The sequence below is a fragment of the Cupriavidus sp. 94F1 genome, from assembly GCF_057798875.1.
The window spans coordinates 205940-226212 of the sequence record NZ_JBYOJT010000004.1 but is presented as its reverse complement, the minus strand read 5'-3'; the positions used below and the strand labels follow the sequence as shown (position 1 = coordinate 226212).

The following is a 20273-nucleotide window of genomic DNA, read 5'->3' as shown; positions in this document are numbered from 1 at the left end:
CGCATGGATGACCTGCGCCGCCTCGACATGAACCTGCTGTTGACGCTGCACGCGTTGCTGACGGAGCAGCACGTCACGCGCGCGGCGCTACGGCTGCACAAGAGCCAGCCGGCGGTCAGCCACGCGCTGGCCCAGTTGCGCGACCTGTTCGACGATCCTCTGCTGGTGCGGCGCGACGCCGGCCTGGTGCTAACGGCGCGCGCGCGCGAACTGCTGCCGCCGCTGGAAGATGCGCTGAGCCAGCTCAACGGCCTGCTGCGCACATCCGCCTTCGATCCGGCCCAGGCCCGGCGCACGTTCCGCCTGGCGCTGTCCGACTATGGTGCGCGCATCATCCTGCCGACGCTGGTGCGCCACCTGCGCAGCGAGGCGCCCGGCATCGACCTGGCCGCCGTGCAGGCCAGCCGCGAAGCCATGCTCGCCAAGCTGGCCGACGGCGAGATCGACCTGGCGCTGGGCGTGTTTCCGCATCTGCCGCGCGATATCTGTGTCGACCTGCTGTTCGAGGACTACTACATTAGCGTGGCGGACGGCGCCACACTGCCCGCGCACGGCGACCTGGCGCGCGAGGCGTGGCTGGCCCGTCCCCACGTGCTGGTGGCGATGCGGCTCGATGCGCCGAGCGATATCGACGCCGCCCTGGCGGCAGCGGGCCTGGACCGCCATGTCGCGGTGGTCCTGCCGCACTGGAGCGCGGCGCTGGACGTGGTGGCCGGCACCGACCTGATCCTGACGGTGGCCGCCCGGACGCTGTCCGCCGCGCCGCCCCAGCCGGGGCTGTGCGCGTTCGCGCCACCCGTGGCGCTGCCATCGGTGCCATTTCAGCAGGCCTGGCATGCGCGGCGCGACACCGATCCCGCCCACCGCTGGTTGCGCCAGGCAGTACGCGCATGCTGTGAACCCTTGTCATAAAAGTGATGATGGTGTCTCTTTCACGCCTCGGTTCCGGGTCCAAAGCGGGCGTTGAACGGGAAACGACAAGCGCGGTTTTCAGCAGTCGCCTAAAATAGCGGCTCTCCTTCACCGACAAAAGAGCAGCGAAGCCCGTCCGGGCCTTCATCTGCCAGCCAGGCCACACCATGTCCGCAGCGCCCTCATCCCGGCTTTCCCCCGACGCTCCCCCGGCTGACGTCCCCGTCATGCAGGTCATCTTCGGCCTGATGCTGGCCATCCTGCTCGGCGCGCTCGAACAGTCGATCGTGGCCGTGGTGCTGCCCGACATCGCGCTGCAGCTCAATGGTTTCGAGGACATGGCCTGGGTGATTTCGGCCTATCTGGTGGCGTCGACGGTGGTGACGCCGATCTACGGCAAGCTGTCCGATGTGCTGGGGCGCCGCTCGGTGCTGACGTTCTCGATCATCCTGTTCCTGCTGGCTTCGATCGCCTGTGCACTGGCCACGACCATGCCGATGCTGATCGTCGCGCGCATCCTGCAGGGCCTGGGCGGCGGCGGGCTGATTTCGGTGTCGCAGGCCACCATCGCCGACGTGGTGCCGCTGCGCGAACGCGGCAAGTACCAGGGCTATGTCAGCGGCGTGTGGGCCGTGGCCAGCATGGCGGGGCCGGTGATCGGCGGCTACCTGGCGCACTTCCTGTCGTGGCGCTGGATTTTCTGGATCAACATCCCGCTGGCCCTGATCGCGCTGGTGGTGGTGCGCCGCGCGCTGCGCCATCTGCCCGTCACTGGCCGCAAGCACAGGATCGACTACCTGGGCGCGTTCCTGTTCGGCGGCGGCCTGTCCGGCGTGCTGGTGTTCCTGACCCGTCTGGGGCAGGGCCATTCGCCGCTGGAACCGCAAACGGTCGGCCTGCTGGCAGCGGGCCTGATCGGCATGGTGGTGTTCGTGTGGCAGGAGCGCCGCGCCGCCGATCCGGTGATTCCGCTTGCCATGCTGGGCGTGCCCACCGTGGCCATCTGCTGCCTGACGCTGTTCCTGTGCTTCTTCCAGCTGATCGCGATGTCGGTGCTGCTGCCGCTGCGCTTTCAGGTGGTGGGCGGGGCGGCTGCCGACACGGCCGCGCTGCGGCTGGTGCCGCTGACGCTGGCCATTCCGTTCGGCGCATATATTTCAGGCCGGCTGATGTCGTGGAGCGGCCGCTACAAGCCGCTGCAGATGACGGGCTGCCTCGTGGCGCCCGTGGCCATCGTGGCGCTGGCATTCACGCCACCGCAATCGGTGACGCTGGCGGCGCTGGTGATGATCATACTGGGCCTGTCGATCGGCCTGCAGCTGCCCAGCGGGCTGGTGGCGACGCAGAACGCCGTGCCGCCCCAGCAGGTGGGGATCGCCACGGCGCTGACAGCGTTTTCGCGGCTGCTGGGCGGTGCTGTCGGCGTGGCCGTGCTTACCACGGTGCTGATCGCGCTGCTGCGCCATAGCGGCGTGGCCGTATCGGACATGCGCGGCGGCGAGGATGTGCTGATGAGCATGTTCCGCCGGGCGATGTCCGGCGGCGACCAGGGCGATGCCGCCGCCGTGCGCGTGGCCGCCGAGCATGCGTTCCGCGTGCTGTTCCTGATGAGCGCGGCGGTCTCGTTGATCGCGCCGTTCTTCGTGGCCCGCCTGAAGGAAACGACGCTGCGCGGCAGCCCCGCCGCCGCAGCCAAGGCGGCGGCTACTGCGGAGTAATCAGGCGGCCGGCTGCGCCTGTACCCGCCGTCTGGCACGTGCCGCCAGGCCGGGCCCCAGCGCCCAGCGCAGCGTGGGCGCCAGTCCGCGCATGCCGGCCAGCGCCAGCGAGCGGCGCAGTGAAGGGCGGTGCAGACCAAGCATCTGGCGCGCCCAGGGTGGCAGCAGCGCCACGCCGGCATCGGCCATGGTTCGCACGGCCGGCACCAGCAGTGGGTTGGCCACCGGCATCGCCATGATCAGCCGGACCACTTCCTTTGTCCGGTCGCTGTTCACCAGACCGGGACGCTGGGCTTCCAGATAGGCATCGACCCCGGCGCGCGAGCGCGGCACGTCCGGTGCGCCCAGTAACGCCGCGACCGTCGCCGCTTCCGCGAAATACCGATCCTGCTCGGCTACGGACAGCGGCCCCACGTAGCGCAGGTATCCGGCCATGAAGCTCGACACCTCCGCCACGTGCACCCACGTCAGCAGGTCGGGGTCGTCGGCGGCGTAGGGCTGGCCATCGGGTGCCGTGCCCTGGATCGACGCGTGGATGCGCTTCACCCGTTCGATCAGCAGCATCGCGTCGGCCCGGCTGCCGTAGGTGGTGCCGGCGATGAACTGCGCGGTGCGCCCCAGGCGGCCCTGCATGTCGGTGCGGAAGCTGGAGTGGTCCCACACGCCGGCCAGTGCGCGCGGGTGTAGGGCCTGCAACAACAGCGCGCTGACGCCGCCGGCCAGCATCGCCGGGAAATCGGCATGCACGCGCCAGCAGACAGCGTCCGGACCGAACAGGCCGGGATCACCGGGCGGATTGTCGTAGTCGAGCGTCAGCCCGGAATTGCTGCGCGTAAGCGCGCGAACCTGATTGCCGGCGTGGCTGCGCAGGCGACGCATGAGCGGGCCGGTGGTAGCGCCCGCGGGCGCACGGTGGGTGGGGTCGGGCGAGGCGGACAAGGTGCGGAACGAAAAAGGCGGGTGTTGTCTGGCTATTGCCAGCATACACCCGCCGTGCCGCCACGGCCGTTGGCCGCGCGATGGCCGTCAGTCGTAGCGCAGGTCGGTGGCCTTGCCCCAGAACACGCGGTAGGCGTAGGCCGTATAGCCCAGGATCGTCGGCAGCACCACCGCGGCGCCCAGCAGGATGACCATCAGCGATTCCGGCGCGCTGGCCGCTTGCCAGATGTCGATGCGATCGACCACGAGGTACGGAAAGAGGCTGTAGGCCAGGCCGTTGAATGCCAGCAGGAAGATCACGGCCGTCCCGGCGAACGGCAGCCAGCACCAGCGGTCGTTGCCGTTGGCGTGCAGGTTGCGCATGCGGCGCAGGAACCGCTCGATGACCACGAAAAGGCCCATCGTCAGCAACGGGATTGGCGCCAGCATGATGATGTTCGGCAGCGCAAACCACTTGTCGAAGATGCGCGTGCTGACCATCGGCGTGACCACCGAGATCGCCGCCACGCCGGCCGCCGTCAGCCACAGGCTGCGCCGGGCCCAGTAGATGGCACGCAACTGCAGGCTTCCCGTGGTCTTCATGATCAGCCACGTGGCGCCCAGCAGGCAGTAGCCGGCCACCAGGCAAAGCCCCACGGCCACGGCGAACAGCAGGTTGGGCAGGTCGTAGCGGAAGCCGGTGATATAGAGGCCCAGCATCAGCCCCTGCGAGAAGCTGGCCAGCAGCGAGCCCGCATAGAACGCGAAGTTCCACCACGGCTTGTGCGGATCGCGCGCCTTGACGCGGAAGTCGAACGCCACGCCGCGGATGATCAGTCCGGCCAGCATCAACGCCACGGGCAGGTACAGGTTGGTCAGGATGACGCCGTGGGCCAGCGGGAATGCCGTCAGCAGCAGCCCCACGCCGAGCACAAGCCAGGTTTCGTTGGCATCCCAGAACGGGCCGATCGACGCGATCATGGTGTCCTTGTCGGCATCGTCGGCGCGGCGCAGCAGCACGCCCACGCCCAGGTCGTAGCCGTCGAGGATCACGTAGATCAGCATCGACAGGCCCATCAGCGCCAGGAACACCAGCGGCAGGCAGCCGGCCGGCTGGGTCAGGTCGTGAATCGTGGCCGGGTTCATTGCGCGCTCCTGGGTTGGCCGATGACGGGTTGCGGCGTGCCCTCGGCGGGGCCGGACGCGGCGGACTTGCCCGCCTTGCGGGCCAGGTGGAAGACCACCGATATGTAGGCGACGATCAGCGCCAGATACAGCGACAGATACATGGCCAGGGTGCTGCCGATCATGGCGGCGGGCACCTTCGAGGCGGCCTGGGCGGTGGTCAGCACGCCGTAGACCAGATAGGGCTGCCGGCCGATCTCGGTCACATACCAGCCCGCCACCAGCGCGATCCAGCCCGAGAACGTCATCGCCACCAGCACGCGTGCCAGCCACGGCGACGGCGCGCCCTGCCGGCGGAGCTGCCAGGTGCCCAGCCACGACACGGCCAGCATCAGCAGGCCAACCCCCACCATGATGCGGAAGGCGAAGAACAGCGGTGCCACGGGCGGATGCCGATCGGCAAAGGCGTCGATGCCCTTGATCTCGCCGTCGACCTTGTGGGTCAGGTAGATCGAGGCGAGCTTGGGAATCGCGATCTCGAAGTCATTCGACTGCGTGGTCGCATTGGGCAGGCCGAACAGCACGGCCGGCGCGCCCTTTTCGGTCTTCCAGATACCTTCCATGGCCGCGATCTTGGCCGGCTGGTGATGCAGCGTGTTCAGCCCGTGCAGGTCGCCGGCCACGATCTGCAGCGGAATCAGCAACGCCGCCAGCGTCACGCCGGTGCGCAGCGAATGCATGACTTCGCGGCCGCGGTCGTGGCGAAGCCAGCGATAGGCCGAAATGCCGGCCAGCAGGAAGGCCACGGTCAGGCCCGACGCCAGCAGCATGTGCACGAGCCGGTAGGGGAACGACGGGTTGAAGATGACTTCGAGCCAGCTTGTGACATGCGCGCGGCCGTCGATCATCTCGAAGCCGGCCGGGGTTTGCATCCACGAGTTCAGCGCCAGGATCCAGAATGCCGACAGCGTGGTGCCGCCGGCCACCAGCAGCGTGGCGATGGTGTGCATGCGATTGCCCACGCGCCGCATGCCGAACAGCATGATGCCGAGGAAGGTGGCTTCCAGGAAGAACGCGGTCAGCACCTCGTAGGCCAGCAACGGGCCGGCGATGTTGCCGACGGTTTCCATGTAGCCGGGCCAGTTGGTGCCGAACTGGAAGCTCATGGTGATGCCGCTGACCACGCCCAGCGCGAACGTCAGCGCGAAGATCTTGACCCAGACGCGGTAGGCGTCCATCCAGCTTTCATCGCGGGTCTTGTTGTAGCGCAGCTTGAAGAACAGCAGCACCCACGCCAGCGAGATGCTGATGGTGGGGAACAGGATGTGGAACGTGATATTCGCGGCGAACTGGATGCGCGCCAGTATCACCGGATCGACACTTGCAAACACGGGTTACTCCTTGCGGGGGCGGGCAGACTTTGCAGGGGGCTTGCTGCTGGCGGACTTCGCCGGGGCCTTGTCGGCCTTGGCAGTCTTGTCTTTCGCGGCGCCGCCCATGCCGATGGCAGAGGTCAGCCGGTCCTTGACGTCCAGCAGCTTGGTGACGCGCGAGCCCAGGCGCATCAGCTTTTCGAGGGTGGCGACATCGAGCTTCTGCATGTCGCCGAACCACGTCGTGACCAGCAGGATCAGCCCGTACATCTCCTTCATGCGGGCCTGGGCGTGCCGGTCTTCGTCGGACAGCGGCGTCTCCAGCTGGACTTCGCGCAGCATCGACAACGTGGGATCGATCTCGCGCCGGCGACGTTCCTCGGCCAGCGTGCGGAAGATCGCCCAGACATCGTCGGGCGCGGAGAAATACTCGCGGCGGTCGCCGGGCTGGTGCGACAGCTTCACCAGGTTCCAGGATTCCAGTTCCTTGAGCCCGATGCTGACATTGGAGCGTGAAAACCCAAGTGATTCCGCGATCTCGTCCGCATTCAGCGGCCGCGCGGCGGTAAAGAGGAGGGCATAGATCTGACCAACCGTGCGGTTGATCCCCCAGCGGCTGCCCATCTCACCGAAGTGGAGGACAAATCGCTGGACCAGGGGCGAGAGCTGCATTGTCTGTTTTGAATTTTCAGAAATTTGTGAAAGTTTAGAACAAAACTTAGAGGCGTGCGCGGGGCGGATGGGGTGGAGGGGTGTGGCGGGGTGTCGCAGTGCCGCGGATGAACCTGAAGTGGTCATTGGAGATCACTGTCCGCCGCGGACGAGGATGCTATAAGACGGTGGCCCAAAGGACTGCCCGTAAGATGCCACCGGTGTCAACTCGACACTAAAACTTCCATCAAAGCGGCTTGGGCGAGTACAGGGCGCTTTGGAATTCCGGGACGTACTCGTACTTGAGCATCTTGCCGAGCTTCAAGGACTTGATGAATGTCGACAGGCTTCCTTCCGTCAAGCCGAGGCTCACCGTGCCCGCATTTGTGCTGGAGGCATGGCTGAGCTGCCGGGAAGTTGCAAAACCGGTGGTCAATTTCCCTTGCTGGTCCACGTTTGTAAAGCGATGGGTCACCATCGAGATCTTGCTCGAGAGATCGCCCAGCTTTTCCGCGTCGATGGTGACATCGACTTTGCCCGTTTCGCTGTCGAGGATCTGGACGATGACTGACTTCTCGGTCTCGCGGTAGTGGATGCCTGTCAGCCATTTGGGGAGGTTATAGCCGACAACACCCCGTACCCTCGCCAGCTCCGTGTTGACAGGAAGCTTCAGTACGTAGCCCCAGAAGTCACCGGACATCGCCTGACTTATCAAGGTAAGGGGCCCCAGGCTGGAACTGCCCGGCCGATTCGTGATGACCGAGAGACCCATCTCGTTGTAAGCGTCGTTATCGCAAAAGTGGTAGGCGTAGGCGGTGAGCGCGACAAGGCCGCGGCCGGGCCAGATCTGAAGCGGTTGCACCTTCTCGAGCACGTCCGCCGGCATCAATTCCCGCAACCTGTTCAAGTCGGCGGTAAAGATGATCGTCACCCTGCTGTTCTTGTAGTAGAAATTCGGCGAATAGGATTCGAAGCCAATATCCACCTTCTCCTTCTTGAGTTCCTTGAACCAGCTCAGGTCAACGTCCGGGGCTTCCGCCGCAATGACGGAAAGAGGCGGATTGGAGCGATAGCGGTCATACAGCCCGCCTTTTACGACAGGGACCTCATGGCCGGCAATATTGATTGTTGTGCTCTCTGCGGGCTGGATAGTCGATGCGTCATCGGCCCAGATAGGGCTCGAATTGGCGCTTAGAAGTACACCGGTAGCCGCCGCCAGTTTTCGGATCGTCATGTGGTTGGGTAGTGGTCATTGGATCGTGCGTCGACTCTAAGTTTGAAGTCAGCTTTAATGTCAACATCATTTTTGGCTGGCAGCGGGTTGCCACGGGAGGCCGGGGTTCTCGTGCCTCCTGCTTAATATGTGCACGAATAGGCACTATTAGGAGCCTGTTCTCGGGGCGGGTGCCTGACGGATGCTTGACCTTCAAGTTCAGTTGAACCTTAGAGTTCAGACTGAAGGCAGTTTCAACGTATTCAGCCATGGGGAATGGTCAGCGACATTGGGAGCCGGTTTGGCCCCACCAACTCTGCACGAGGGGTGTGAAAGACATGAAGATCGGAGAACTGGCAAAGCGGACCGGCCTCGCCCCCTCGCGAATCCGCTTCTACGAGGGCATCGGTCTCCTGAAGGTCGAGCGTCAGGCGAACGGCTACCGAAGCTATCCATCCCAAGCCGTGCTGCTGCTCAACCTGATCGCCAGCGCGCAGCAGGCAGGCTTCACGCTCGACGAGATTCGCGCGCTGCTGCCTCCCGATCTGGCGGAATGGCAGCATGGGTCGCTGGTCGAAACGCTGCGCAACAAGGTGCGTGACATCGAGGCAATGGAGGCGCGGCTCGCTCAGAGCAAGGCGCACATTCATGCACTGCTGGCTGATATCGAGGGCAAGCCAGCGGGAATCGACTGCGCTACCAACGCGAAGCGGGTGCTGTCGCGCATCCGATCCGGGGAAATGGAAGGCTCGAGCCTGGCACCCGACGACGTCGCCATGTTTCGAAAGGCAAGCCGGCGCCGGCGGGAAGAACCCACGTAGTGGACAGGCGATAACCGGTCATCACACGTCCACGCGACCGCCGGCTGAATGGCGGAATGTCATCAGACCCCTGGATCAGGGCAAGGAAGCAATACATGAATCTGGACGTCAACCACCGGCCGGTCAGCGTCGAATGCGACCCGGCCACGCCCTTGTTATGGGTGCTCCGCGACCATCTGAACCTAACGGGCACCAAATTCGGCTGCGGGGTGGCGGCTTGCGGCGCATGTACCGTGCATCTGGAGGGGAACGCGGTGCGCTCCTGCGTCCTGCCCGTGGCAGCCGTGGCGGGAAAGCGCGTTACCACGATCGAAGGGCTGGCTGGCGCGCCGGGCAAGCGCCACGCGCTGCAACAAGCCTGGATTGACGAGCAGGTGCCACAATGCGGCTACTGCCAGTCGGGGATGTTGATGGCGGCCGCGGACCTGCTCGCCAGGCAGCCCGACCCGAACGATGCCGACATCGATGCGGCCATCACCAACATCTGCCGCTGCGGCACGTATCCGCGCGTGCGCACTGCCATCAAGCGCGCTGCGAAGGCATTGCGGGAGGGGAGCGCATGAGCGCCGGCACAACTACCCCACGCCGCGGGCGGCGTCGCTTCCTGCTTGGGGCGCTCGGCCTGGGCGGCGCGCTGGTGGTCGGCTGGGGCGTGATGCCGCCGCGCAGCCGGCTCGGCGACGCCGCGGCATTCCCCGGGACGTCTGGTCAGATTGCGCTGAATGGCTGGATCAAGATCACGCGGGAAGGCGACGTCATCCTGGCCATGCCGCGCGTGGAGATGGGGCAAGGTATCCACACTGCGCTGGCGATGCTGGCCGCAGAGGAGCTCGATATTCCGCTGGCGCGGGTAAGCATCGAGTCGTCCCCCATCGAGCGCATCTATGGGAATGTCGAGGTGATGGACATCAATTCGCTGCCGCTTCATCCCGACGACGCGGACAAGGCCTGGGCGCGCGCGTTGCATTGGATCATGGCCAAGGGCGCGCGAGAGATCGGCCTGATTATCACCGGCGGCAGCAGCAGCGTGGCCGACGGCTGGCAGCCGGTGCGCGAGGCCGCCGCCACTGCACGCGCCACGCTGGTGGAAGCGGCAGCGCGTGAATGGGGTGTGCCGGCGGCACAGGTGACCGTGCGCGAAGGCCAGCTCATCGGTCCAGGCGGCAGGCAGATGCCTTTCTCCGCTGTCGCGCAAAAGGCCCGCGATATGGGGCCGCCCTCCAACGTCAAGCTCAAGCCGGCTGCGCAATATCAACGGATTGGCAAGCCGGCGCCGCGTAACGACATCGCAGGCAAGACGGATGGCAGCGCGCGCTTTGCCATCGATGCGCGGCCGCCGGGCATGCTGTACGCGGCGGTCGTCATGTGCCCCGTCTTTGGCGGCAAGCTCAGGGGCTTCCAGTCGAACGCAGCACTGGCGATGGCAGGCGTGCGGTATGTCGTGCCGTTTGACGGCTCGACCGGCGGAGCGCCAGGCGTAGCGGTGGTGGCCGACCACTACTGGCAGGCACGTCAGGCGCTGGCAACGCTGGAACCCGTCTGGGATCAGGGGCCGCACGCCACACTGGATTCCGCCGGCATCCGGCAACAACTGGTGGGTGCGCTCGACAGCGACAACGGCGGCTTTACCTACCGTTCCACGGGCGACAGCCTGAACGCCTTCGCCAGCACGGACGGCGCAATGGTCGTCCAAGCCGAGTACAGCGCACCCTACCTGGCCCATGCCGCCATGGAGCCGATCAACTGCACGGCCCAGGTGAGCAAAGACCGCGTTCAGCTCTGGGCGCCTACCCAGGTGGCGACCCTGGCACAGCTTGTTGCCGCCCGGGTGGCCGGCGTGAGCCGGGATCAGGTGCATATCGACATCCCGTTCATTGGCGGCGGCTTCGGGCGGCGCCTGGAGTCGGACTTTATCGGGCAGGCCGTTTCGATTGCCTGCAAGACCGAAGGCCGTCCGGTACAGGTGATCTGGTCGCGCGAGGACGACATCCGGCACGACTTCTATCGTCCGCAGGCCATCGCAAGGCTGAGGGCCCGCGTGGAGAACGGGCGGGTGACAGCCATCGCCTCGCGCAGCGCCGGTCAGTCGATCATGGCTGGCGAGTTGGAGCGGCTGTTCGGCGCGCCGTCGCTCGGAATCGATCGTTATACCGTCGAGGGGTTGTTCGACCTACCGTATGAAATCGAGCATGCGCATATCGCGCACTTGACGGTGCAGCTGCCGGTACCGATCGGGTTCTGGCGCAGCGTCGGCCACTCCTACACCGGCTTCTTCCTGGAGAACTTTCTGAATGACGTGGCTGCTGCCGCCGGGCTCGATCCGCTGGCTATGCGGCGCGATTTGCTGAAGTCGCACCCGCGTGAACTGAGGGTGCTCGATACGGCCGCCAGAGCGGCAGGCTGGGGACAGCCGCTGGCCCCCCACACTGACGGCTCGCCGCGTGCGCGCGGGCTTGCGCTGCACAACGCGTTCGGCTCGGTGGTGGCGCAGGTGGCGGAGGTGTCGCTCAAGGACGGCAAGCCACGTGTGCATCGCGTTGTCTGCGTCGTGGACTGCGGCACGGTGGTCAATCCGGGCGTCGTTGCCCAGCAGATGGAAAGCGGGATTATCTTCGGGCTGACGGCCGCACTGTACAGCCAGATTCAGATCAAGGACGGACAGATCCTGCAGACCAACTTCACCGACTATCCGATGATCAAGATGGCGGAGACCCCCTTGATCGAGACCCACATTGTGCCGAGCACGGCCGAACCCAGCGGCGTCGGTGAAGTGGCCGTGCCGCCAATCGCGCCCGCCGTGGCACATGCCGTCGCCCAGCTCACTGGCAATCCAGTTCGGCAACTGCCAATGGTGTAAGGCAGCGGGCGCGGCCCTGAATGTCTGTGGGGTGGCGCACGCCCAGCCTCCCCATTCCAGTCGGGTTGCCGTATGTCGCGGTGTGACTAGAATCAGCAATCGGGGGAGCTTCCGTGGAGGTCATGCCCGCCGAGACTGCAGGTGGAGACGGATGGGTCCGAGTCTCGGCGTCGCGCGGTGGCGAATCGAGTAACGTTCGTGCCGGCGAGAGGAAAAATGATCGATGGATACCTCCCCCGACCGACCCCGATCGCTCCTGTCCCGCTGCGATTCGTAGGGAGGGACGTGGCGATACGTGCTGGAGCGGCGGCGCGCACGGTCCGCGTGTGAACGCGCCTTTTGGTCGGCCTGGAACGCAAGTGCGCGAATGGCGGGCCCCGCTTCCCATGTCGGGGTCCTTCAAGTAGGACGGCGCCCGACATCAGATGCTCATGCATTGCGAGACTATAGTGGACCAATCAACGAGTCCCTATGTCTCCCCCCGCCCACAGCCCCGCGTCAAATATTCCCTCAGATCAACAGGATCTGTTCCTTGCCTTCGTGGATACGGTGGCCGACTATGCAATCGTCCTCCTCGATACAAATGGTGTCATTACGAGCTGGAATCGGGGGGCGCAACGCATGCTCGGATACGACGCATCCGAGGCTATTGGCTTGCACTTCTCGCGGCTATACACCGAGGACGCGATCGCGCGAGGGTGGCCACAGAAGGCACTCCTTCTGACCCAACGTCATCGCAAGCTTGAAGATGGCGGCTGGCTGATGCGAAAGGATGGAAGCCGCTTCTGGTGCAGCAACAGTATCACGGCCGTGCACAACGCCGACGATGTACTGATTGGCATGGGAATGGTCATTCGGGACGTCACGCAACAGATGGAGTCCTCCGAGCGACTGCGGGAAAGTGAATCGACGTTCCGACTTCTCGTGCAGAACGTGTACGACTACGCAATCTTCATGCTCGACACGGAAGGCCGCGTCGCCAGTTGGAACGTTGGAGCCAACCGCATAAAAGGCTACGCGAGCCGCGAAATTGTCGGCCAGCATTTCTCGGTTTTCTACCCGCCCGAGGATCGGATGACGGGCAAGCCGGAACGGCTTCTCTCCATCGCGAGGGATCAGGGCCGCGTGCAAGATGAAGGCTGGCGTGTGCGAAAGGACGGCACTCAATTCTGGGCGAGCGTTACGCTCACCGCCGTTTATGACGAGCACCATCATTTGGTGGGCTTCGCGAAGATAACCCGCGACATGAGCGAACGCAGGCACCTGGAAGAAGTTGAAGCGTCTGCGCGAAGAGTGAATGAGTTCCTGGCTACGTTAGCGCATGAGCTCAGAAACCCTCTCGCCCCGATGTTCAACGCAACCGCGATCATTGAAAAACATCCGGACGATGGGGGCCTTGTCAAAGCCAATCTGAGCGTTGTTCTCCGGCAACTGCGTCATCTGAGCCGCCTGGTCGACGACCTGTTGGATGTCGGCCGGATGGCTGTGGGGAAGCTGGAGTTGCGAAGCGCAGTCATCCCGATTCAAACGGTGATTGAGATAGGGTTGGAGGCCTGCTTGCCGCTCTTTTCCGCCAAGCAACAGCGGATCGATTTGCAACTATGCGGCGAGAATTTCCATGTCTTCGGCGACCTTACGCGTCTTAGTCAGGTCCTGCAAAACGTGCTGAACAACGCGTCGAAATTCTCTCCCGAAGGCACGACGATCGCTGTAGAGTGCAAAGCCTGGGACAAGATTGGCACGATTTCCATTACCGACCACGGCCGTGGCATCCCGCGCGATATGCTTTCGGACATCTTCAATCTATTTGTTCAAGTCGAAGAACCCGGTTATAGCGCAACCGGCGGCCTGGGGATCGGCCTGTCTCTGTGCAAATCGATCATCGAAAAGCATGCCGGATCCATTAGCGCCGCCAGTGCCGGGCCGGGACAGGGAAGCACGTTCACAATCCAGTTGCCTATTGCGACGCAAACGTCTTCATCAGAAGAGCCCTGTATGACGGAGTTTCCAGTCGCCGGCTTGAACATCCTCATTGTCGACGACAACCAGGATGCCGCAGACAGCCTTGGCATGCTTCTCCAAATGGAAGGGCACGCCATAGAAGTCGCCTACGATGGTGTGTCTGCCATCCGCAAGGTTTCCACCTTTGTTCCCGATGTCGCGTTGATCGATCTGGCGATGCCCGATATGGACGGATACGCGTTGATCGAAGAACTCCGGGAGTTTGCAAAGCTGAACCATACGCGCTTCTACGCATTAACCGGGTTCAGTGAGGCAGCCGTACGGGACCGTGTTGCCGAGGCGGGGTTCCATGGTCACATTGTGAAACCCATCGATCCGGCTGCGCTAAAGAAGACGATTTTTCCCGTCGGTTCTGGCAATCCGTAGCCACGATCCGCTCCTTGTCCCAGATACCGGCGAACAAGCTTGTTTACGCGTTCGATCGTCCGCGAGAAAGCCAGGAGGATCGACGCCCTGCCGCTGAGCGACCAGACCATCCTGGTTTCCCGACATCATTCCGGGCGAATATTGCCCTGCTTAATGACTGTCGCCCATTTCTCGCGCTCGGCATCAAGGAACTTCCGGAATTCCTGGGGCTTGTCGCCAGAAGCTTCCGCGCCGATCGCCGCGAGACGTTCCTTGACGGCGGGTTGTGTCAAGACCTCGATGGTTGCCTTGTTGATCTTGTCGATGATCTCCGCCGAGGTGCCGGCAGGCGCGAACAAGCCGTTCCACTCATACACCTGGTAGCCCGGCAGCCCCGATTCGGCGATGGTAGGGACATCTGGCAGCGCGGGAGACCGCTTCGCGCCTGTGGTCGCCAGTACCTTCAACTTCTTGCCGGAGACCAGTGGGTAAGACGCTGCCATGTTGCTGAACATCATGTCGACCTGGCCGCCCATCAGGTCGCTCAACGCTGGTGCACCGCCCTTGTAGGGTACGTGCAGCATGTTGAGCCCCGACTGTTGACGGAACAGTTCTGCCGCCAGGTGCTGTGCGGTGCCCGATCCCGCGGACGCATAGGTGAGTTTTCCCGGCGTGGCCTTCGCACGCGCCACGATATCCTTGGGCGAATTGAACGGAGAGTTCGGCGGCACCACCAGAAGGTTCGGCACGCGTACCACAAGTGAGATGGGAGCGAAGTCCTTCGCGGTATCGTAGGGGAGCTTCGGTTGCAGGCTGGGGTTGACCGAAAATGCGGTGGCGTCCAGCAGCAGGGTGTAACCGTCCGGCGCGGCCTTGGCGACAGCGCTGGCACCGATCACACCACTTGCGCCGGGGCGGTTGTCGACAACGATGGTCTGGCCCAGCTTGGTGCCCAGAGGTGCGGCGACAATGCGGGCGACCGTATCGGCCGCGCCGCCTGCCGGATAGGGAACGACGAGGCGAATTGGATGATCGGGATAGGCGGCGCTGGCACTGGTGGCGGCGCACAGCAGTGCGAGGCTGGCAATGGCGCGGGTAACGGGCTTGAACATTCTTGTCTCCAGAAGCTGTAGCTGTCGTTATGGTTTAGACGGTTGCGATCGGCGTCGCGGGCGATCCGACGGCACCGGGAAGGCGCAGAGGCGGCGCGGTCAGCAGGAAGCGGCTACGTTTGTTCTCGCGCAGCCAGTATGCCAATGGTGTCAAATGCCAAAGCTCGCCCAGATGGATGCCATTCTTGAACAGGCAATGTTCATGCAGCGGCAGTCGGGGCCCGCGAATGGGGGACGGCGTCAGCGGTTTCGGCACAACCAGTTCCACGGCGGGATTGTCTGCCAGCAGGCATGCCAGGCGCGAATCGGTGATCCAATTGAGCAGCTTCGCGTCGTAGCCGTCCAATCCGGTGCCGGATTCGTGAAGTACCTTGAGGTCCGGCGACTTGTTCATCGATAGCAAAGTGTCGGCGAACCCGGTATGGAGGCAAACCATATCGCCCGGCTCGACCGTTACGTTATCGGCTTCCAGAATGCGCATGAGCTGGTCGTAGCCGACCGCCTGCCGTTTGCGCCCAAGGTGACGCTCGATGTCGATCATGACGCCGCGACCTTGCGCGCCGTGCTCGGCAAGCACGGCAATACTCAATGCGGCGGCTTCGGGGTTCTCGTATCTTGCCCATGCCTCGGGCGCTTGCGTCTCGACGCCGGCTCTGATGTCCTCGCCGGCCCGGAAGCCGTTGTAGAAGACGGCTTCGTCGCTGCCGTCACCGTCGGCATCGAAATGGCTGCCCACGTGTGCCAGGCTGTCCCACTGCGTGGAATACTGCAGGCTCATGAGCACGACATCGTCATTGACCACGTCCGTCAGATCGGGATCCTCGGAACGGTACGACCAGCAGAAACCCTGCTGCCCGGCGCTCTTTCCATCCCGGACGACGGCGAATCGCCGCGGTGGCTGCCGACGCACGTTCATGGTTTGGCCGCCCGGGTAATCGAGAGGAAGCGAAAGGCAGAACGTAATGCCTTCGCGTACTTCCGCGACGCCTTGCAGTACCTTGGCGCGATCCACGAGGTTCATGCGCCCACGTTGATCGTCTGGTCCAAACTCGCCCCAATTGCTGCCGTCCGGCTTACGCTGCCACCGCCTTGGTGCTTCGCTCATGTCGGCTCCTTACTGCAGCTTCGCAAGTTCGGCCAGCACGTTCTTCGCAGCGGCTACGCCCATGTTGACGAAGGCATCGCTGGTGACGCCGCCGATGTGCGGACTGAGGATGAACTTGCTGTGTCCGAAGAAGGGATGATCGGCAGGTGGCGGCTCTTGCTGCAACGAATCCAGGCCTGCCGCGGCCACTTTGCCGCTTGCAACGGCTGCCAGAAGTGCGTCTTCGTCGATGAGCCCGCCGCGTGCGGTATTGACGACGATCACGCCGTCTTTGCATCGGGACAGGCTGGCCTCGTTGAGCAGGCCGAGATTCTCGGCGGTCAGTGGGCAGTGGAACGATATGACATCCGAGGTTTCCCAGATCGCGTCCAGGCTGACGGGTTCGATGCTCGTCGGCAGGTCGGCGGCATAGGGGTCATATCCGATCACCTTCATATCCATGGCGTTGGCGATCCGCGCGAAGCGCCGGCCGATCGCACCCAGGCCAACAAGACCAAGCGTGCGCCCTTGCAGTTCAAGACTTTGGTGCGTCGATTTGTCCCAATGGCCATTGCGCGTGCGCTGGTCCAGCGTCACCACCGATTTTGCGCAGGCGAGCATCAACGCCAGCGCCTGCTCGGCCACGGCCGCCGCATTTGCGCCCGCCGCGGCCACCACTTTGACGCCGCGCGCCTTCGCAGCTTCCTGGTCGATGTTGTCGATGCCGCTTCCGTGCTTCGACAGGACGCGGATCGACGGCGCCGCGTCGAGCGCCATGGCGCCGATCTTGCTCGTGCGGACGATGATCGCCACAGGCGCGTATCGGCGGCAAAGTTCTGCGGTCTCTTCTTCGGTTGCCGCTTTTCCTGCATAGACCAGTTCGAAGTCGGACAGCAGCGCGACCGCCTGTGGCGCAATGTTTGCCGCGGTCACAACGATGACGGGCTTGGCTGACGTACTCACAGCGTTTCTCCAGCCTTCAGCACACCGGCGGCACGCAGGGCATCGTCCAGCCAGGATGGTCGCAGTGCTTCGCCAGACTTGATACCTTCGATGCGTTTGCGCTCCGCCGCTACCTTCTTTGCAGCCTCTTCAATCAGAGCCGGCGCCTTTTCGCGTTCGATGACGACCACGCCGTCTGCATCGCCGATGACGAGGTCGCCCGGGCGCACCGTAACACCGCCGCATTGAATCGGATGATTGACGCGGCCGGGTACGAACTTGGTCGGCCCGTTGGGATTCAGCCCGACGGAGTACATGGGGAAGCCCGTCTCGATGATCTCTTCGGCGTCCCGCGCAGCAGCGTCCAGAACGACGGCCGCCACACCGAGAGCAATGCACTGATTGACCATGATGGCGCCCATCAGCGCGCTGTTTTGGTCGCCTTTGCCGTCAACGATGATGACGTCGCCAGGCTTGGCCAGTGCCATCGCGGCGTGAATCATGAGGTTATCGCCGGGGCGAACTTCCACGGTGACAGCCGGACCGCAGAACTTGCTCTTTTGGCTCAGTGGCGCGATCCGCCCGTGCAGGCCGCCGCGTCGGCCGGCGACATCGGCAAAGATCGAAGACGCGAACTCGGACGCCTGCTTGACGATGTCGGGCGAAACGCGTTCGAAATCACGGATGACATCAGGGAGTTGCTGGGTGGGCGACATAGTTGCTCCTAAAATGTGCGAGTGAAGCCAGCCGCGCAGTTGGCAAGGCAACTGACGGATCGAGAAACTGCGAAAGTGGATTCCGGCGCGCGGATGCGCGCCGATGCGTTAATCGATGGTCGCGCCCGAGTCGCTGACCACGACGCGCCAGCGAGCAAGATCCTTTTGCAATAGGCCGGCAAACGCCGAGGTACTACCGCCCAGGACCTGTCCGCCTTCCGCCTCGATCTTGGAACGCACGGCGGGGACCTGGAGTACGCGATTCAATTCGGCGTTGAGTCTGGTGACGATGGGTGCCGGGGTGCCGGCGGGTGCAAGCAGGCCGAACCATGTGTCCGCGTCAAATTGCTTCACGCCCGCCTCCGCTACGGTCGGCGTGTTGGGCAATTGCGGCGACCGCTTCGCAGAGGTCACTGCGATTCCGCGCAGCTTGCCCATCTTGATTTGACCCATCACCGTCGGGACAGAGCCAATATAGATTTCCACCTGGCCACTCAGAACGTCGGTGAGCGCCTGCGACGCACCCTTGTATGGGATGTGCTGCATCTTCACGCCGGCCTGCTTTTGCAGGAGTTCCATGGCGAGGTGTGCGACCGTACCGTTGCCCGGTGTGCCGAAGGTGACCGTGCCTGGCTTGGCTTTTGCGGCGGCAAGCACGTCGGTCAGATTCTTGTACGGTGAACTGTTGTTGGTGACAATCGCGAGCGGTGCCGAGGCAATCAAGCCGATAGGCGTCAGATCTTTCGTCGGGTCATACGGCAGCTTCTTGTACAGCGACGGGTTGATAGCAAGATTGCTGGTCTGGCCGAATACCAGCGTGTAGCCGTCAGGCGATGCCTTGGCCGCAGCTTCCACGCCGAGGTTGCCGCCAGCGCCTGGCTTGTTGTCGACGATGATGGTCCACTTCAGGTCCCGGCTAAATTGTTGGGCGATTTCGCGCGAGAAGGTATCCGGCGCCCCGCCCGGCGGGAAGGGCACGATGAGGCGAATGGGCTTGGTCGGATAGGTATCTGCGGCGTACGCAGGAAGGCCAGGCACTGCAGCAATGGCGCATGCCGCCAGAACGCGAAGGATGATGTTCAAGGGTGTCTCCAGTCGAACCTTGTATTTGTGCCTCGACTATAGATTTCTGTTCCGTGCTATACAATCGCGTTGTCCATAGCGAAACACGTGCCATGAAACGGAATGCCCAGCCTGCACAGGCCCCCGAGGGTGCCGATAAAGACACAATCATCGCAGTCACGCGCGCCTTGCAAATTCTGGAGGCGTTCTCTGCCGATGACGCTTCGTTGACCCTGTCGGAGTTGAGCCGACGCGTCGGGATGGGCAAATCGACCGTTCTGCGCACGGCGCGGACGCTTGCGCAAAGCGAGTACCTGGTCCAACGCGAAGATGGCCAATGGCGCCTCGGCGCCGCCGCAGGGTGGCTCGGTGCGCGCTATCAGGCTGCTTTTCGCGTGAATGAAACGGTGGAGCCGGTGCTCAGGCGAATCAGCTACGAAACACGCGAAAGCGCGGCCTTTTATGTGCGGGAAGGAGACACGCGGGCCTGCCTGGTGCGAGTGGAAGGTCCGGGCGCGGTGCGGCACCACGTGCGCGTCGGGGAACGGCTTCCCCTCACCGGGGCGCCGGGCAGAGTGTTGCGGGCATTCGCAGGCGAAAGCGGCGAGCCATACGAGACCATCCGCAGGGATGGCTATTTCATTTCAATGGGCGAACGAGAGCCTGAGGTTTCGAGTCTTGCTGTCCCGGTGTTTGGCATCCATTGGACGTTGGCCGGGGCGCTTTGCATCTCCGGCCCCATTAGCCGGCTGACGCGGGATAAGCTGGCCGAGTATGCGGATCTGTTGCTGGCAGCGGGAAAGGAAGTGTCCTATGCAATATCCGGCTCCCGGGACCCGAGCGTCCGCCCGACGACATGGCATCCGTGATATCGAGTGGGCGATTCCGAGCCAATTTCTTTGATTACCTGAGGAGAGCCAAGGTGGTGAGTCGCCGGATGAAGCCGAACTACATTGCATTGGCGGGCAATACCGTCAGGCCGGACGTCCCGCTCGACGTGGTTCGGCGTTCACTTCTGAGAATGCCGTTCTCGTCAAATTCGAGCAAGACGGTCGACGACCGGATTTCGCCTCCGGAAAAGAGCGGACCAATGAACGGGATAAAACTCTCAGCGTGGGGGTGGGAGGTGGCGAAGGAATAAACCAGGATGGTTGACCCTGTCTTGAGCGTGACCTGGGATGAGGGTGTGCCGAGCTGGTTGGTCACATCGTCGATGGTGGAGAAGCCAAGCAGGAAGTTCGACAACTGGTCCGGCCGTATGTCCACGCCAGTTGAAACACAGCCGGCCAGCATCAAGCACACCGCGGTCAGCGCGGTCGGCGCGTGAATGAGCTTCATGATGCCATCGGTGTCGTTGCCTGACCAAGATCCAGCGAGGATGGCTTCGTGCCCGCCATCCCCT

General features: G+C 63.6%; 18 protein-coding genes. 7 read left to right on the top strand and 11 right to left on the bottom strand.

Annotated elements, in window-relative coordinates; genetic code table 11:
• Window positions 1-3 precede the first annotated feature (3 nt).
• Complete coding sequence (locus AC3FJ6_RS11920) at window positions 4-912, top strand: LysR family transcriptional regulator (protein WP_488772048.1); 909 nt, start codon at window positions 4-6, stop codon at window positions 910-912.
• Window positions 913-1079: 167 nt separating this feature from the next.
• Window positions 1080-2630 (top strand): MDR family MFS transporter, encoded by a 1551-nt coding sequence (locus AC3FJ6_RS11915; protein WP_488772046.1) that lies wholly within the window; start codon window positions 1080-1082, stop codon window positions 2628-2630.
• Here the strand turns inward: AC3FJ6_RS11915 and AC3FJ6_RS11910 are convergent, their stop codons facing one another.
• The 5 genes from AC3FJ6_RS11910 to AC3FJ6_RS11890 form a co-directional block, all read right to left on the bottom strand.
• Window positions 2631-3509, bottom strand: coding sequence for an oxygenase MpaB family protein (locus AC3FJ6_RS11910; RefSeq protein ID WP_400393204.1), 879 nt, complete (start codon window positions 3507-3509; stop codon window positions 2631-2633).
• Between the two features lie 147 nt (window positions 3510-3656).
• A complete protein-coding gene (locus AC3FJ6_RS11905; protein ID WP_488772045.1) occupies window positions 3657-4694 on the bottom strand; it encodes a cytochrome d ubiquinol oxidase subunit II in 1038 nt (345 codons plus the stop codon).
• Window positions 4691-6064, bottom strand: coding sequence for a cytochrome ubiquinol oxidase subunit I (locus tag AC3FJ6_RS11900; protein ID WP_488772044.1), 1374 nt, complete (start codon window positions 6062-6064; stop codon window positions 4691-4693). The genes AC3FJ6_RS11905 and AC3FJ6_RS11900 overlap by 4 nt, the downstream gene beginning before the upstream one ends.
• Window positions 6065-6067: 3 nt before the next feature.
• Window positions 6068-6718, bottom strand: coding sequence for a GbsR/MarR family transcriptional regulator (locus AC3FJ6_RS11895; protein WP_488772043.1), 651 nt, complete (start codon window positions 6716-6718; stop codon window positions 6068-6070).
• A 226-nt stretch (window positions 6719-6944) separates the two neighbouring features.
• Window positions 6945-7931: an acetoacetate decarboxylase (ADC) gene (locus AC3FJ6_RS11890; RefSeq protein ID WP_488772042.1), complete on the bottom strand. Its 987-nt coding sequence runs from the start codon at window positions 7929-7931 to the stop codon at window positions 6945-6947.
• A gap of 317 nt (window positions 7932-8248) precedes the next feature.
• Between AC3FJ6_RS11890 and AC3FJ6_RS11885 the strand changes: the two genes are divergently transcribed.
• The 4 genes from AC3FJ6_RS11885 to AC3FJ6_RS11870 all read left to right on the top strand — a co-directional run bounded on the left by AC3FJ6_RS11885 (window position 8249) and on the right by AC3FJ6_RS11870 (window position 13976).
• The gene (locus tag AC3FJ6_RS11885) at window positions 8249-8731 is read left to right on the top strand and encodes a MerR family transcriptional regulator (protein ID WP_488772041.1); all 483 of its coding nucleotides are present in this window, start codon (window positions 8249-8251) and stop codon (window positions 8729-8731) included.
• Window positions 8732-8826: 95 nt separating this feature from the next.
• Window positions 8827-9294, top strand: coding sequence for a (2Fe-2S)-binding protein (locus tag AC3FJ6_RS11880; RefSeq protein WP_488772040.1), 468 nt, complete (start codon window positions 8827-8829; stop codon window positions 9292-9294).
• Window positions 9291-11588, top strand: coding sequence for a xanthine dehydrogenase family protein molybdopterin-binding subunit (locus tag AC3FJ6_RS11875; protein WP_488772039.1), 2298 nt, complete (start codon window positions 9291-9293; stop codon window positions 11586-11588). Before AC3FJ6_RS11880 ends, AC3FJ6_RS11875 begins: the two co-directional genes overlap by 4 nt.
• Before the next feature lie 471 nt (window positions 11589-12059).
• Window positions 12060-13976 carry a hybrid sensor histidine kinase/response regulator gene (locus AC3FJ6_RS11870; protein WP_488772038.1) on the top strand — a complete coding sequence of 639 codons (1917 nt, stop codon included), beginning with the start codon at window positions 12060-12062 and terminating at the stop codon, window positions 13974-13976.
• A 125-nt stretch (window positions 13977-14101) separates the two neighbouring features.
• On the opposite strand, the gene AC3FJ6_RS11865 is transcribed toward AC3FJ6_RS11870, so the two are convergent.
• The 5 genes from AC3FJ6_RS11865 to AC3FJ6_RS11845 form a co-directional block, all read right to left on the bottom strand.
• Window positions 14102-15067: a tripartite tricarboxylate transporter substrate binding protein gene (locus AC3FJ6_RS11865; protein ID WP_488772037.1), complete on the bottom strand. Its 966-nt coding sequence runs from the start codon at window positions 15065-15067 to the stop codon at window positions 14102-14104.
• Between the two features lie 34 nt (window positions 15068-15101).
• Window positions 15102-16172 (bottom strand): cyclase family protein, encoded by a 1071-nt coding sequence (locus AC3FJ6_RS11860; RefSeq protein WP_488772036.1) that lies wholly within the window; start codon window positions 16170-16172, stop codon window positions 15102-15104.
• A gap of 9 nt (window positions 16173-16181) precedes the next feature.
• Window positions 16182-17114 (bottom strand): hydroxyacid dehydrogenase, encoded by a 933-nt coding sequence (locus AC3FJ6_RS11855; protein WP_488772035.1) that lies wholly within the window; start codon window positions 17112-17114, stop codon window positions 16182-16184.
• On the bottom strand, window positions 17111-17809 hold the full coding sequence (locus AC3FJ6_RS11850) for an RraA family protein (protein WP_488772034.1): 699 nt from the start codon (window positions 17807-17809) through the stop codon (window positions 17111-17113). The genes AC3FJ6_RS11855 and AC3FJ6_RS11850 overlap by 4 nt, the downstream gene beginning before the upstream one ends.
• 108 nt (window positions 17810-17917) lie before the next feature.
• On the bottom strand, window positions 17918-18883 hold the full coding sequence (locus AC3FJ6_RS11845) for a Bug family tripartite tricarboxylate transporter substrate binding protein (RefSeq protein WP_488772372.1): 966 nt from the start codon (window positions 18881-18883) through the stop codon (window positions 17918-17920).
• A 101-nt stretch (window positions 18884-18984) separates the two neighbouring features.
• On the opposite strand from AC3FJ6_RS11845, the gene AC3FJ6_RS11840 reads away from it, so the two are divergent.
• On the top strand, window positions 18985-19740 hold the full coding sequence (locus tag AC3FJ6_RS11840; RefSeq protein WP_488772033.1) for an IclR family transcriptional regulator: 756 nt from the start codon (window positions 18985-18987) through the stop codon (window positions 19738-19740).
• 79 nt (window positions 19741-19819) lie between these two features.
• On the opposite strand, the gene AC3FJ6_RS11835 is transcribed toward AC3FJ6_RS11840, so the two are convergent.
• Window positions 19820-20209: a hypothetical protein gene (locus AC3FJ6_RS11835; protein ID WP_488772032.1), complete on the bottom strand. Its 390-nt coding sequence runs from the start codon at window positions 20207-20209 to the stop codon at window positions 19820-19822.
• Window positions 20210-20273 lie beyond the last annotated feature (64 nt).